This window comes from Enterobacter sp. ECC-219 (genome assembly GCF_043966805.1).
Lineage (GTDB): Bacteria > Pseudomonadota > Gammaproteobacteria > Enterobacterales > Enterobacteriaceae > Enterobacter > Enterobacter cloacae_N.
On sequence record NZ_CP143680.1, the window covers coordinates 1,374,140 to 1,387,442 of the forward strand.

Annotated in this window: 11 protein-coding genes; 8 read left to right on the top strand and 3 right to left on the bottom strand. The window is 56.4% G+C overall.

Annotated elements, in window-relative coordinates; all coding sequences use genetic code 11:
* Position 1 precedes the first annotated feature (1 nt).
* A complete protein-coding gene (gene thrB / locus V1603_RS06480) occupies positions 2-931 on the top strand; it encodes a homoserine kinase (RefSeq protein ID WP_047957721.1) in 930 nt (309 codons plus the stop codon).
* A 3-nt stretch (positions 932-934) separates the two neighbouring features.
* Positions 935-2,221 (top strand): threonine synthase, encoded by a 1,287-nt coding sequence (thrC, locus tag V1603_RS06485; protein ID WP_163330291.1) that lies wholly within the window; start codon positions 935-937, stop codon positions 2,219-2,221.
* A gap of 116 nt (positions 2,222-2,337) precedes the next feature.
* Here thrC and yaaA read toward each other — a convergent pair whose 3' ends face one another.
* Both yaaA and V1603_RS06495 read right to left on the bottom strand, forming a co-directional pair.
* Positions 2,338-3,111, bottom strand: coding sequence for a peroxide stress protein YaaA (gene yaaA, locus V1603_RS06490; protein ID WP_061099284.1), 774 nt, complete (start codon positions 3,109-3,111; stop codon positions 2,338-2,340).
* Positions 3,112-3,177: 66 nt separating this feature from the next.
* Positions 3,178-4,608, bottom strand: a complete 1,431-nt coding sequence (locus V1603_RS06495) for a sodium:alanine symporter family protein (protein WP_166710082.1) — start codon at positions 4,606-4,608, stop codon at positions 3,178-3,180.
* A 262-nt stretch (positions 4,609-4,870) separates the two neighbouring features.
* On the opposite strand from V1603_RS06495, the gene tal reads away from it, so the two are divergent.
* The 3 genes from tal (at position 4,871) to V1603_RS06510 (ending at position 7,967) form a co-directional block, all read left to right on the top strand.
* Positions 4,871-5,824: a transaldolase gene (tal, locus tag V1603_RS06500; protein WP_008502045.1), complete on the top strand. Its 954-nt coding sequence runs from the start codon at positions 4,871-4,873 to the stop codon at positions 5,822-5,824.
* Between the two features lie 110 nt (positions 5,825-5,934).
* A complete protein-coding gene (gene mog / locus V1603_RS06505) occupies positions 5,935-6,522 on the top strand; it encodes a molybdopterin adenylyltransferase (protein WP_061099282.1) in 588 nt (195 codons plus the stop codon).
* Between the two features lie 122 nt (positions 6,523-6,644).
* Positions 6,645-7,967 carry an MFS transporter gene (locus tag V1603_RS06510; RefSeq protein WP_116342423.1) on the top strand — a complete coding sequence of 441 codons (1,323 nt, stop codon included), beginning with the start codon at positions 6,645-6,647 and terminating at the stop codon, positions 7,965-7,967.
* Here V1603_RS06510 and satP read toward each other — a convergent pair.
* Entirely contained in the window at positions 7,944-8,510 is a 567-nt protein-coding gene (gene satP, locus V1603_RS06515; RefSeq protein ID WP_061099280.1) for an acetate uptake transporter, read from the bottom strand. The two genes, V1603_RS06510 and satP, sit on opposite strands and share 24 nt — an antisense overlap.
* A gap of 296 nt (positions 8,511-8,806) precedes the next feature.
* Here satP and dnaK point away from each other — a divergent pair, with 296 nt between their 5' ends.
* The 3 genes from dnaK to nhaA all read left to right on the top strand — a co-directional run bounded on the left by dnaK (position 8,807) and on the right by nhaA (position 13,302).
* Complete coding sequence (dnaK, locus tag V1603_RS06520; protein ID WP_163330292.1) at positions 8,807-10,720, top strand: molecular chaperone DnaK; 1,914 nt, start codon at positions 8,807-8,809, stop codon at positions 10,718-10,720.
* An 87-nt stretch (positions 10,721-10,807) separates the two neighbouring features.
* The gene (gene dnaJ / locus V1603_RS06525) at positions 10,808-11,953 is read left to right on the top strand and encodes a molecular chaperone DnaJ (protein WP_008502040.1); all 1,146 of its coding nucleotides are present in this window, start codon (positions 10,808-10,810) and stop codon (positions 11,951-11,953) included.
* Positions 11,954-12,126: 173 nt separating this feature from the next.
* Positions 12,127-13,302, top strand: a complete 1,176-nt coding sequence (nhaA, locus tag V1603_RS06530; protein ID WP_116342428.1) for a Na+/H+ antiporter NhaA — start codon at positions 12,127-12,129, stop codon at positions 13,300-13,302.
* Position 13,303 lies beyond the last annotated feature (1 nt).

Sequence of the window (13,303 nt, forward strand, 5' to 3'; positions counted from 1 at the left end):
CATGGTCAAAGTTTATGCCCCGGCTTCCAGCGCCAATATGAGCGTCGGATTTGACGTGCTGGGTGCGGCGGTGACGCCGGTAGATGGTTCGCTGCTGGGCGATACGGTCACGGTTGAAGCGGCAGAGAGCTTCAGCTTGAATAACGTGGGCCGCTTTGCCAGTAAGCTGCCGTCTGAGCCGCGCGAAAATATCGTCTATCAGTGCTGGGAACGCTTCTGTCAGGAGATCGGCAAAAACGTGCCGGTTGCCATGACGCTGGAAAAAAGCATGCCGATTGGCTCGGGACTGGGTTCCAGCGCCTGTTCGGTGGTCGCCGCGCTGGTGGCGATGAACGAGCACTGCGGCAAGCCGCTGAACAACAGTCGCCTGCTGGGCCTGATGGGCGAGCTGGAAGGGCGCATCTCCGGCAGCATTCACTATGACAACGTGGCGCCGTGCTTCCTCGGCGGCATGCAGCTGATGATCGAAGAAAATGGCATCATCAGCCAGCAGGTGCCAGGGTTTGATGAGTGGCTATGGGTGCTGGCGTATCCGGGCATTAAGGTCTCTACCGCGGAAGCGCGTGCGATCCTGCCTGCGCAGTATCGTCGCCAGGACTGCATCGCCCACGGGCGTCATCTGGCGGGCTTTATCCACGCCTGCTACACCCGTCAGCCGCAGCTGGCGGCGAAGCTAATGAAGGACGTCATTGCCGAGCCGTACCGCACGAAGCTGCTGCCCGGCTTTAACGAGGCGCGGCAGGCTTCAATGGATATCGGCGCGCAGGCGTGCGGCATCTCCGGCTCCGGCCCGACGCTGTTCGCCCTGTGCGATAAGCCAGACACCGCGCAGCGCGTGGCGGACTGGCTCTCTAAACACTACCTGCAAAATCAGGAAGGCTTTGTTCATATTTGCCGTCTGGACACGGCTGGCGCACGAGTACTGGGATAATTAATGAAACTCTACAACCTTAAAGATCATAACGAGCAGGTCAGCTTCGCGCAGGCGGTGACTCAGGGGCTGGGCAAAAATCAGGGGCTGTTTTTCCCGCATGACCTGCCGGAATTTCAGCTGACCGAGATTGATGAACTGCTGAAGCAGGATTTTGTCACCCGCAGCACCAAAATTCTTTCTGCGTTTATCGGCGACGAAATCCCGCAGGAGCTGCTGGAAGAGCGCGTGCGCGCGGCGTTTGCTTTCCCGGCTCCGGTTAAGCAGGTGGAGCCTGACGTTGGCTGTCTGGAGCTGTTCCACGGCCCGACCCTGGCGTTTAAAGATTTCGGCGGCCGCTTTATGGCGCAGATGCTGACCCACATCAGCGGCGACAAACCGGTGACCATCCTGACCGCCACCTCCGGCGATACCGGCGCGGCGGTGGCGCACGCGTTCTACGGCCTGAAAAACGTCCGCGTGGTGATCCTCTATCCAAAAGGCAAGATCAGCCCGCTGCAGGAAAAACTGTTCTGCACCCTCGGCGGCAACATTGAAACCGTGGCGATCGACGGCGATTTCGATGCCTGCCAGGCGCTGGTCAAGCAGGCGTTCGATGATGAAGAGCTGAAGGCCGCGCTGGGGCTGAACTCGGCGAACTCCATCAATATCAGCCGTCTGCTGGCGCAGATCTGCTACTACTTCGAAGCGGTGGCGCAGCTGCCGCAGGAAGCGCGCAATCAGCTGGTAGTTTCCGTACCAAGCGGTAACTTTGGTGACCTGACGGCGGGCCTGCTGGCGAAATCTCTGGGGCTGCCGGTCAAACGCTTTATCGCTGCTACCAACGCCAACGACACCGTGCCGCGCTTCCTGAAAGACGGCAAATGGGCTCCTAACGCCACGCAGGCCACGCTCTCCAATGCCATGGACGTGTCACAGCCGAACAACTGGCCGCGCGTAGAAGAGCTGTTCCGCCGTAAGATCTGGCGTCTGGGTGACCTGGGCTACGCCGCGGTGACGGACGAAACCACCAAAGCCACCATGCGCGAGCTGAAGGCGGTGGGGTACACCTCTGAGCCGCACGCGGCAATTGCCTACCGGGCGCTGCGCGACCAGCTTAACCCGGGTGAATATGGCCTGTTCCTGGGCACCGCGCATCCGGCGAAGTTCAAAGAGAGCGTGGAAGCGATCCTGGGCGAAACGCTGCCGCTGCCGAAAGAGCTGGCCGAGCGTGCTGACCTGCCGCTGCTGTCTCATGAGCTGCCGGCGGACTTTGCGGCGCTGCGTAAGTTGATGATGACGCGCGCGTGATTGTGTTGCCCGGTGGCGGCTACGCCTTACCGGGCCTGCAACGACCGCGACCACCGTCCGGGACCGGACTGGAAACGCCATTAACGCAAAACCCCGCCAGCAGGCGGGGTTGTTTTTTACTGCTCGTGACGCTTAAACACCAGTTCGCCTTTCCCCGACGCCTCTTCGTCAAAGAAATACCCTTCACTGTTAAACCCGGTCAGCTGCTCCGGCTTCGTCAGGCGGTTCTGAATGATGTAGCGGCTCATCAGGCCACGCGCTTTTTTGGCGTAGAAGCTGATGACCTTGAACTTGCCGTTCTTCTCATCAAGGAAGACCGGCTTAACGATCTCCGCGTTCAGCTTTTTCGGTTTCACCGACTTGTAGTACTCATCGGATGCCAGGTTAACCACCACGTTATCGCCCTGAGCGTGCAGCGCCGCGTTCAGCTTGTCGGTGATGATGTCGCCCCAGAAATGGTACAGGTCTTTGCCTTTGGCGTTTTCCAGGCGAATCCCCATCTCCAGACGATATGGCTGCATCAGATCCAGCGGGCGCAGCACGCCATACAGACCCGACAGCATGCGCAGATGCTGCTGGGCAAAATCAAAGTCGGCTTCGCTAAAATCTTCCGCCTGCAGGCCGGTGTAGACATCGCCCTTAAACGCCAGGATCGCCTGGCGCGCATTGGCGGGGGTGAAATCCGGGTGCCACTCATGGAATCGGGTCGCGTTAAGGTCTGCCAGCTTGTCGCTGATGCTCATCAGCGAGGCGATTTGCGGCGCCGAGAGCTTACGCGCTTCGCGGATCAGCTGTTGCGAGTAGTCCAGCAGTTCTGGCTGGGTATAACGCTCGGTGGCGAGCGGGCTCTGGTAGTCGAGCGTTTTTGCAGGTGAAATCAGAATCAGCATATCCAGTCCTTGCAGGAAATTTAGAGCGACTTTAACAAAAAATCGCCCTGAATTGATCGATAGCTGTTATCGCCGGGGCAAATCATCCCAGGTGCCGGGGGCGAGTTGTGACTGAATTTCGGGATAGCGTGCGGCATCAAAAACCGGGGGGACGCCCAACTTGCGCTGGCGCAGATAATCCCTGGCAATAAGGTTCACAACGGGCGAGAGCAGCAGGATCGCCGTCAGGTTAGTGATTGCCATTAGCGCCATAATGACATCCGCCAGCTGCCAGACCAGCGGCATGTTCAGAAGGGAGCCCGCGATCACCATCAGTATCACGCCCAGGCGAAGCAAGAGGATGGCCGGACGAGAGTCGAATTTCAGGAAGATGAGGTTGTTTTCGGCGTACAGGTAATTCACCACAATCGAGCTGAAGGCGAATAGCATCAGAATGAGCGAGACAAATCCTGCCCCCCAGCCTCCGGTAAGATTCACCAGCGCCTGCTGGAGAAATTGGATCCCGACGGCGTCCGAGGTATGGGGTACCGGGCCGGCCAGCAGGAGGATCATGGCGCTGGCGGAACAGATAATAACGGTATCCATAAAAACGCCTATCATCTGCACGATCCCCTGTGCTGCCGGGTGTGGCGGCCAGGAAGAGGCGGCCGCGGCGGCGTTGGGAGTGGAGCCCATTCCGGCTTCATTGGAGAACATACCTCGCTGAAAACCTGCCATCAGCGCCTGGCTCAGGGTGTAACCCAGGGCGCCAGACGCGACCTCACGCCAGCCAAAGGCGCTTTTAAAGATGGTCGCAATCACGCCCGGAACCTGGTCGGCATGCAGCGCAGCGACGACCAGACTCGCGGCAACCCAGAGCAGCGCCATGATGGGAACCAGCCACTGCATCAGGCGGGCGACGCCTTTGATGCCGGCAGAAATGGTGAGCAACACAAAGAGGGCTAAAACGATGCCGGTGATCCACTCCGGGCAGGAGAAGGTATAGCGCAGGGCATGGGCGACGGAGTTTGACTGCACGGTATTAAAGATTAGGCCGTACGCGAGAAGTAAAAAAAGCGAGAACAGAACGCCCATCCAGCGCATTCCTAAGCCACGCGCCATATACCAGGCCGGACCGCCGCGAAACTGCCCGTTTCTGTCTTTCTCTTTGTAAAGCTGCGCCAGCGAGCTTTCGGCAAAAGAGGTAGCCATTCCTAGAAGTGCCGTGACCCACATCCAGAACACCGCGCCTGGCCCACCGGCGCTGATGGCCAGCGCAACGCCCGCCAGATTACCGCTGCCAAGGCGTGCCGCCAGGCTGGTACAGAGCACCTGGAACGACGTTAATCCCCCCGGCTGGGGCGTGACGCTGTTTTTCAGACTTCTGCCAAACTTGCGGATATAACGAAACTGGATAAACCCACTGCGTAGCGTAAACCAGATACCTGCTCCCAGAAGCAGGTAGATCATTATCGAACCCCAGAGGACTTCGTTAATAAAGAAAAAGAAATCAGGCATTAACGTCCCTCTTGTTGATGCCAATGTGAATATGTAAGCGCTACCACTGATTGGGCATGCTGTTGCTTAGCAGCCTGTTAATATTCTGAGTTTATCATACTCTGCCTAAGCGCACTGTCTGCGGTTGCGCTACCCCTCCGTCGTGTTATCATCAGGGCAGACCGGTTACATCCCCCTAACAAGTAAACCTGTCATTTTTCCGCTGCTGGCATGCTGTCGGTAGCGTGAATTATCCAGGGCACGTTAAAAGAGAAACACTATCATGACGGATAAATTGACCTCCCTTCGTCAGTTCACCACTGTCGTAGCTGACACCGGAGATATCGCGGCAATGAAGCTGTACCAGCCGCAGGATGCCACAACTAACCCTTCTCTGATCCTTAACGCCGCACAGATCCCTGAGTATCGCAAACTGATTGACGAGGCTGTGACCTGGGCGAAAGCACAGAGCAATGACCGCGCGCAGCAGGTTGTGGATGCTACTGATAAACTGGCAGTGAACATCGGTCTGGAAATTCTGAAGCTGGTTCCGGGCCGTATCTCTACCGAAGTGGATGCACGTCTCTCCTACGACACCGAAGCGTCAATCGCGAAAGCAAAACGCCTGATCAAACTGTACAACGATGCGGGTATCAGCAATGACCGTATCCTGATCAAACTGGCGTCGACCTGGCAGGGCATTCGCGCTGCTGAGCAGCTGGAAAAAGAAGGCATCAACTGTAACCTGACCCTGCTGTTCTCCTTCGCACAGGCACGTGCGTGTGCGGAAGCAGGCGTGTACCTGATTTCTCCGTTCGTGGGCCGTATTCTGGACTGGTACAAAGCCAACACCGATAAGAAAGAGTACGCACCGGCTGAAGATCCAGGCGTGATTTCTGTGACTGAAATCTACGAATACTACAAACAGCATGGCTATGAGACTGTGGTTATGGGCGCAAGCTTCCGTAACGTCGGTGAAATCATCGAGCTGGCTGGCTGTGACCGCCTGACCATCGCGCCTGCGCTGCTGAAAGAGCTGGCAGAGAGCGAAGGTACCCTGGAGCGTAAACTGTCCTACACCGGTGAAGTGAAAGCACGCCCAGAGCGCATCACTGAATCTGAGTTCCTGTGGCAGCACAACCAGGATCCAATGGCCGTAGACAAACTGGCGGACGGTATCCGTAAGTTTGCTGTTGACCAGGAAAAACTGGAAAAAATGATCGGCGACCTGCTGTAATCATTCTGCGTGACCGGGCTCCCGGTCACGCGTCTTCTTCTGATCCCTGTCTGAATTTTCCCTCTGCGTGTATCATTCCCTTTAATCAGTACTTTTTGAATGGAATGGATATGAATACCTTACGCATCGGCTTAGTGTCGATTTCTGACCGCGCCTCCAGCGGCGTTTACCAGGATAAAGGCATCCCCGCTCTGGAAGCGTGGCTGGCGAGTGCGCTGACCACCCCGTTTGAGATCCAGACTCGCCTTATCCCCGACGAACAACCGATCATCGAGCAGACCTTGTGTGAGCTGGTGGATGAGATGAGCTGTCACCTTGTGCTGACCACGGGCGGAACCGGCCCCGCGCGCCGGGATGTGACGCCAGACGCGACGCTGGCTATCGCCGATCGTGAAATGCCGGGCTTCGGTGAACAGATGCGCCAGATCAGTCTACACTTTGTCCCGACGGCGATCCTTTCCCGGCAGGTGGGGGTGATCCGCAAGCAGGCGCTGATTCTGAACCTGCCGGGACAGCCGAAGTCGATCAAAGAGACGCTGGAAGGATTAAAAGCCGAGGACGGCAGCGTCATTGTGCACGGCATATTTGCGAGTGTACCGTATTGTATACAGTTGCTTGACGGGCCGTACGTGGAAACTGACGACAAAGTGGTAGCAGCATTTCGTCCTAAAAGCGCACGCCGCGAGACAATCTCCTGAAATTAACTAAAATGTGACATTAGCGCCAGCCGCAGTAGCGTGTAAATGGATTTACGATATAGTAATTTTTTCTTTACGATTACTGTAAAAAATTATCCACAACACATGCACAATGGTTCGCTATGTCACATAACACCCGACCTCTGAATCGACAGGACTACAAAACCCTCACGCTCGCCGCCTTAGGCGGCGCGCTGGAGTTTTACGACTTCATCATCTTTGTTTTCTTCGCCGCCGTGGTGGGGGCGCTCTTCTTCCCGGCGGATATTCCGGAATGGCTGCGTCAGGTACAAACCTTCGGCATTTTTGCTGCCGGGTATCTGGCGCGTCCGCTGGGCGGCATCATCATGGCCCACTTTGGCGATCTTGTCGGGCGTAAGAAGATGTTTACCCTGAGCATCCTGCTGATGGCGGTGCCGACGCTGGCCATTGGCCTGCTGCCAACTTATGCCTCAATGGGCATTCTCGCCCCACTATTGCTGCTGCTAATGCGCATTCTCCAGGGCGCGGCTATCGGCGGGGAAGTGCCGGGGGCCTGGGTGTTTGTGGCGGAGCACGTTCCTGCCCGCCGCATCGGTATCGCCTGCGGAACGTTAACGGCGGGGCTGACCGTCGGGATCCTGCTGGGGTCGGTGGTGGCGACGATAGTCAACACCAGCATGACGCAGCAGGCCGTGCACGACTGGGGCTGGCGTATTCCGTTCCTGCTGGGTGGGGCGTTTGGCCTGGTGGCAATGTACCTGCGCCGCTGGCTGCAGGAGACGCCTATTTTCCTCGAAATGCAGCAGCGCAAGGCGCTGGCGCAGGAGCTGCCGGTCAAAGCCGTCGTGGTGCGTCATAAAAAAGCGGTGGTGGTGTCGATGCTGCTCACCTGGCTGCTGTCGGCGGGCATTGTGGTGGTGATTTTGATGTCGCCGGTGTGGCTGCAGAAACAGTACGGTTTCGCCCCTGCCGTGACCTTACAGGCGAACAGTATCGCGACAATCATGCTCTGCTTTGGCTGTCTGGCCGCCGGGCTGGCGGCGGATCGTTTCGGTGCCAGCCTGACTTTTATTGTCGGCAGCCTGCTACTGGCCGCGTCCAGCTGGGCGTTCTACCATCTGGCGGGCACTCATCCTGAACAGCTGTTCCTGCTGTACGGTATCGTGGGGCTGTGCGTGGGCGTAGTGGGTGCTGTGCCTTACGTCATGGTGCGCGCCTTCCCGCCGGAGGTTCGCTTCACCGGGATCTCGTTCTCTTATAACGTCGCGTATGCCATTTTCGGCGGGCTGACGCCGATAGTGGTCACGGTGATGATGGGGGTGTCGCCGATGGCGCCTGCCTGGTATGTACTCGCGCTCTCGCTGATGGGGCTGGGATTAGGCGTTTGGCTTCGTCAGGCGGGAGAATATCGTGCCCGCGAGGCGGGCACGACAGAGGGATCAGTGTTTTTCACCAATCGGTAAAATGGTGCGGTCAAACTGTTCGTTCAGCACTTCACCCATTGCCAGGTAAATAGCGCTTGCGCCGCACACCAGGCCAATCCAGCCTGCTACGTGAACGATGCCTTCGTTATCCGCCAGGTGGCCAATCGCCAGCAGGGCGAACAGGACGGTCAGGCTCAGGAAGACGAACTGCAGTGCGCGGTTGCCTTTCAGGGTGCCGAAGAACATGAACAGGGTGAAGACGCCCCACAGGCCCAGGTAGACGCCCAGGAAGTGGGCGTTTGCCGCGTCTGCCAGGCCCATTTTAGGCATCAGCAGGATGGCGACCAGGGTCAGCCAGAACGAGCCGTAAGAAGTGAAGGCGGTTAAGCCGAAGGTGTTGCCTTTCTTATATTCCAGCAGGCCCGCGAAGATTTGCGCGATACCGCCGTAAAAAATGCCCATCGCCAGGATAATGCCGTCCATCGGGAACATCCCGATGTTGTGCAGGTTCAGCAGAATGGTGGTCATGCCAAAACCCATCAGGCCCAGCGGAGCCGGATTAGCCAACTTAGTGTTGCCCATAAGTCCTCAAAAAAATCATCATTAATATGGTGAAATGGTTAAACCCGCGTCAATTCTCCCTGACGGGGCGCGGCATCATAATGGGCGGCATCGACGCCGTCTATGATCTCATCAGGGTGAAATTAAAATTTTTTTTATCGTTCCCCCTTGATGGATGCCGTCGCGACCCCATCTTGTAGTCAACCGCAGTGTGTGGACCTGAAAAAAATCAAATCTGGGTAGTTGAAAAAGCACGTTCTGCCCTTATTACAGGTACACAACCACATGTTGACTGAATTTTTAGTGGAGACGTTTAGATGGGTAAAATTATTGGTATCGACCTGGGTACTACCAACTCTTGTGTAGCGATTATGGACGGCACTACTGCACGCGTGCTGGAGAACGCCGAGGGCGATCGCACCACGCCTTCTATCATTGCTTATACCCAGGATGGTGAAACTCTGGTTGGTCAGCCGGCTAAACGTCAGGCAGTGACAAACCCGCAAAACACCCTGTTTGCGATCAAACGCCTGATTGGCCGCCGCTTCCAGGACGAAGAAGTTCAGCGTGACGTTTCTATCATGCCTTACAAAATCATCGCGGCAGATAACGGCGATGCGTGGCTTGATGTGAAAGGCACCAAAACGGCACCACCGCAGATTTCTGCTGAAGTGCTGAAAAAAATGAAGAAAACCGCTGAAGATTATCTGGGTGAGCCGGTAACTGAAGCTGTTATTACCGTTCCTGCTTACTTCAACGATGCGCAGCGTCAGGCAACTAAAGATGCTGGCCGTATCGCAGGTCTGGAAGTAAAACGTATCATCAACGAACCAACCGCGGCTGCGCTGGCTTACGGTCTGGATAAAGAAGTCGGCAACCGTACTATCGCGGTTTACGACCTGGGTGGTGGTACCTTCGATATCTCTATTATCGAAATCGACGAAGTTGACGGCGAAAAAACCTTCGAAGTTCTGGCAACCAACGGTGATACCCACCTGGGTGGTGAAGACTTCGATACCCGTCTGATCAACTACCTCGTTGACGAGTTCAAGAAAGATCAGGGCATTGACCTGCGTAACGATCCGCTGGCAATGCAGCGCCTGAAAGAAGCCGCTGAGAAAGCGAAGATCGAACTGTCTTCCGCTCAGCAGACTGACGTGAACCTGCCGTACATCACTGCAGACGCGACCGGTCCTAAACACATGAACATCAAAGTGACCCGTGCGAAACTGGAAAGCCTGGTAGAAGACCTGGTGAACCGTTCTATCGAGCCGCTGAAAGTTGCACTGCAGGATGCTGGCCTGTCTGTATCTGATATCCAGGACGTTATCCTGGTGGGCGGTCAGACTCGTATGCCAATGGTTCAGAAGAAAGTGGCTGAATTCTTTGGTAAAGAGCCACGTAAAGACGTGAACCCGGACGAAGCAGTTGCTATCGGTGCTGCGGTTCAGGGCGGCGTTCTGACCGGTGAAGTGAAAGATGTACTGCTGCTGGACGTTACCCCGCTGTCTCTGGGTATCGAAACCATGGGCGGTGTGATGACTGCGCTCATCAACAAAAACACCACCATCCCAACCAAGCACAGCCAGGTGTTCTCTACCGCTGAAGACAACCAGTCTGCGGTAACCATCCATGTGCTGCAGGGTGAGCGTAAGCGTGCGTCTGATAACAAATCTCTGGGTCAGTTCAACCTGGATGGTATTAACCCGGCACCGCGCGGCATGCCGCAGATCGAAGTCACCTTCGATATCGATGCTGACGGTATCCTGCACGTGTCTGCGAAAGATAAAAACAGCGGTAAAGAGCAGAAGATCACTATCAAGGCATCTTCTGGCCTGAACGAAGCGGAAATCGAAAAAATGGTTCGTGATGCCGAAGCTAACGCGGAATCCGACCGTAAGTTCGAAGAGCTGGTTCAGACCCGTAACCAGGGTGACCATCTGCTGCACAGCACCCGTAAGCAGGTTGAAGAAGCGGGCGATAAACTGCCAGCGGAAGATAAAACTGCTATCGAAGCTGCACTGAGCGCGCTGGAAACGTCTCTGAAAGGCGAAGACAAAGCGGATATCGAAGCGAAGATGCAGGAGCTGGCACAGGCTTCCCAGAAGCTGATGGAAATCGCTCAGCAGCAGCACGCACAGCAGCAGGCGGGCGCTGACGCTTCTGCGAACAACGCGAAAGACGACGACGTTGTCGACGCTGAGTTCGAAGAAGTTAAAGACAAAAAATAATCGCCCTGATGCAGGGTAATTAATCGGCACGGGCGTAGGAGAACTCTCCACGCCCGTGCTCGCATGTTAAGGGGCTTAAAAAAACCAATGGCAAAGCAAGACTATTACGAGATTTTAGGCGTTCCGAAAACTGCGGAAGAGCGTGAAATCAAAAAGGCGTATAAGCGCCTGGCCATGAAATTCCACCCGGACCGTAACCAGGGTGACAAAGAGGCTGAAGCAAAATTTAAAGAGATCAAAGAAGCCTACGAAGTCCTGACCGATGCACAAAAACGTGCGGCCTATGACCAGTACGGCCACGCAGCCTTTGAACAGGGCGGCATGGGCGGCGGTGGATTCGGTGGTGGCGGCTTTGGCGGCGGTGCGGATTTCAGCGACATCTTTGGCGATGTGTTCGGCGATATCTTTGGCGGCGGTCGTGGTCGTCAGCGCGCGGCGCGCGGCGCAGACCTGCGCTACAACATGGATCTCACTCTTGAAGAGGCCGTTCGTGGCGTCACGAAAGAGATCCGTATTCCGACGCTGGAAGAGTGTGATGTTTGCCACGGCAGCGGCGCGAAGGCGGGTACCCAGCCACAGACTTGTCCAACCTGTCACGGCTCCGGCCAGGTACAGATGCGTCAGGGCTTCTTCGCGGTACAGCAGGCCTGTCCGCACTGTCACGGTCGCGGTACGCTGATTAAAGATCCGTGCACCAAGTGTCACGGCCACGGTCGCGTTGAGAAAACCAAGACCCTGTCCGTTAAGATCCCGGCTGGCGTTGATACGGGCGACCGCATCCGTCTGGCGGGTGAAGGCGAAGCAGGCGAGCACGGCGCGCCGGCAGGCGATCTGTACGTTCAGGTACAGGTGAAACAGCACGCCATCTTCGAGCGTGAAGGCAACAACCTGTACTGTGAAGTGCCGATCAACTTCGCGATGGCGGCTCTCGGCGGTGAAATCGAAGTGCCGACGCTGGACGGTCGTGTCAATCTGAAAATCCCTGGCGAAACCCAGACCGGCAAGCTGTTCCGCATGCGCGGCAAAGGCGTGAAATCCGTTCGCGGTGGTGCTCAGGGCGACCTGCTGTGCCGCGTCGTCGTGGAAACGCCGGTTGGCCTGAACGACAAGCAGAAACAGCTGTTGAAAGAGCTTCAGGAGAGCTTTGGCGGCCCAACGGGTGAGAAAAACAGCCCGCGCTCCAAAAGCTTCTTTGATGGCGTCAAAAAATTCTTCGATGATTTGACCCGCTAGTTCGTTAGCTGGTGTTCATCTTCAAAAAGCCCGGAAGCGATTCCGGGCTTTTTTTATTTGCCGATATCGATCGGTAAAACTGAGTCTATACTCAATATTAATCTGTTTTTGCCGAGCTATTTGGCTTGGTATTATGGTTTTATCGAGGTATTGTTGTAAAAGAGAGAACATAAATGAAATTACTACACCGTTTCTTTAGCAGTGAGGCGTCTGGTGGTGTGATCCTGATTATTGCCGCGGCGGCCGCGATGGGGCTGGCTAACCTGGGCATGACCCGCGATCTCTATCACGCATTTCTGGAAACACCCGTCGAGCTGAAGGTCGGGGCGCTGGAAATTAACAAGAACATGCTGCTGTGGATCAACGATGCGCTGATGGCGGTGTTCTTCCTGTTGGTAGGACTGGAAGTTAAGCGCGAGCTGGTGCTCGGCTCGCTCGCCAGCCGCCAGCGCGCGGCGTTTCCGGTGATCGCTGCCATTGGCGGGATGGTCGTTCCGGCGCTGCTCTTTCTCGCATTTACCTGGCAGGATCCTGTCGCGCGTGACGGCTGGGCTATCCCGGCCGCAACGGATATCGCCTTTGCGCTCGGAGTCTTAGCCCTGCTCGGTAGCCGCGTTCCGGTTGCACTGAAAATCTTCCTAATGGCGCTGGCGATTATCGATGACCTGGGCGCCATTGTGATTATCGCGCTGTTCTACACCAGCGATCTGTCGATCCTGTCCCTGAGCGTGGCCGCCGGGGCGATTGCAGTGCTGGCGCTGCTGAACATCTTCAATGTTCGCCGCATCGGTATCTATATTCTGGTGGGGATGGTGCTGTGGACGGCAGTGCTGAAATCCGGCGTGCACGCCACGCTGGCAGGCGTGATTGTCGGCTTCTTCGTGCCGCTTAAGCCGCAGGACGGAAAGTCTCCCGCTAAACAGCTGGAACACGTACTACATCCGTGGGTCGCCTTTATGATCCTGCCGCTGTTTGCGTTTGCCAATGCGGGCGTTTCCCTGCAGGGCGTTACGCTGGACGGGCTGACGTCTGTCCTGCCGCTGGGCATTATTGCCGGGCTGTTTATCGGTAAGCCACTAGGGATCAGCCTCTTCTGCTGGCTGGCGCTGAAGATGAAGCTGGCGTCGTTGCCGAACGGTACAAGCTTTGGTCAGATTATGGCCGTCGGCGTGCTGTGCGGCATTGGATTTACCATGTCGATCTTTATCTCGACGCTGGCGTTTGGCGCAAACGCGCCTGAGCTCATCGTCTGGGCGAAGCTCGGCATTCTCATCGGGTCATTACTGGCCGCAGTGATTGGGTATACCTTGTTGAAGGTGAAGTTGTCCGGACAGGCCGTCCAGGCATAGC

Bases quoted from the DNA above. Each gene is read 5' to 3' on its own strand.
- thrB (WP_047957721.1), top strand. From the start codon at position 2: ATGGTCAAAGTTTATGCCCCGGCTTCCAGCGCCAATATGAGCGTCGGA.
- thrC (WP_163330291.1), top strand. From the start codon at position 935: ATGAAACTCTACAACCTTAAAGATCATAACGAGCAGGTCAGCTTCGCG.
- yaaA (WP_061099284.1), bottom strand. From the start codon at position 3,111: ATGCTGATTCTGATTTCACCTGCAAAAACGCTCGACTACCAGAGCCCG.
- V1603_RS06495 (WP_166710082.1), bottom strand. From the start codon at position 4,608: ATGCCTGATTTCTTTTTCTTTATTAACGAAGTCCTCTGGGGTTCGATA.
- tal (WP_008502045.1), top strand. From the start codon at position 4,871: ATGACGGATAAATTGACCTCCCTTCGTCAGTTCACCACTGTCGTAGCT.
- mog (WP_061099282.1), top strand. From the start codon at position 5,935: ATGAATACCTTACGCATCGGCTTAGTGTCGATTTCTGACCGCGCCTCC.
- V1603_RS06510 (WP_116342423.1), top strand. From the start codon at position 6,645: ATGTCACATAACACCCGACCTCTGAATCGACAGGACTACAAAACCCTC.
- satP (WP_061099280.1), bottom strand. From the start codon at position 8,510: ATGGGCAACACTAAGTTGGCTAATCCGGCTCCGCTGGGCCTGATGGGT.
- dnaK (WP_163330292.1), top strand. From the start codon at position 8,807: ATGGGTAAAATTATTGGTATCGACCTGGGTACTACCAACTCTTGTGTA.
- dnaJ (WP_008502040.1), top strand. From the start codon at position 10,808: ATGGCAAAGCAAGACTATTACGAGATTTTAGGCGTTCCGAAAACTGCG.
- nhaA (WP_116342428.1), top strand. From the start codon at position 12,127: ATGAAATTACTACACCGTTTCTTTAGCAGTGAGGCGTCTGGTGGTGTG.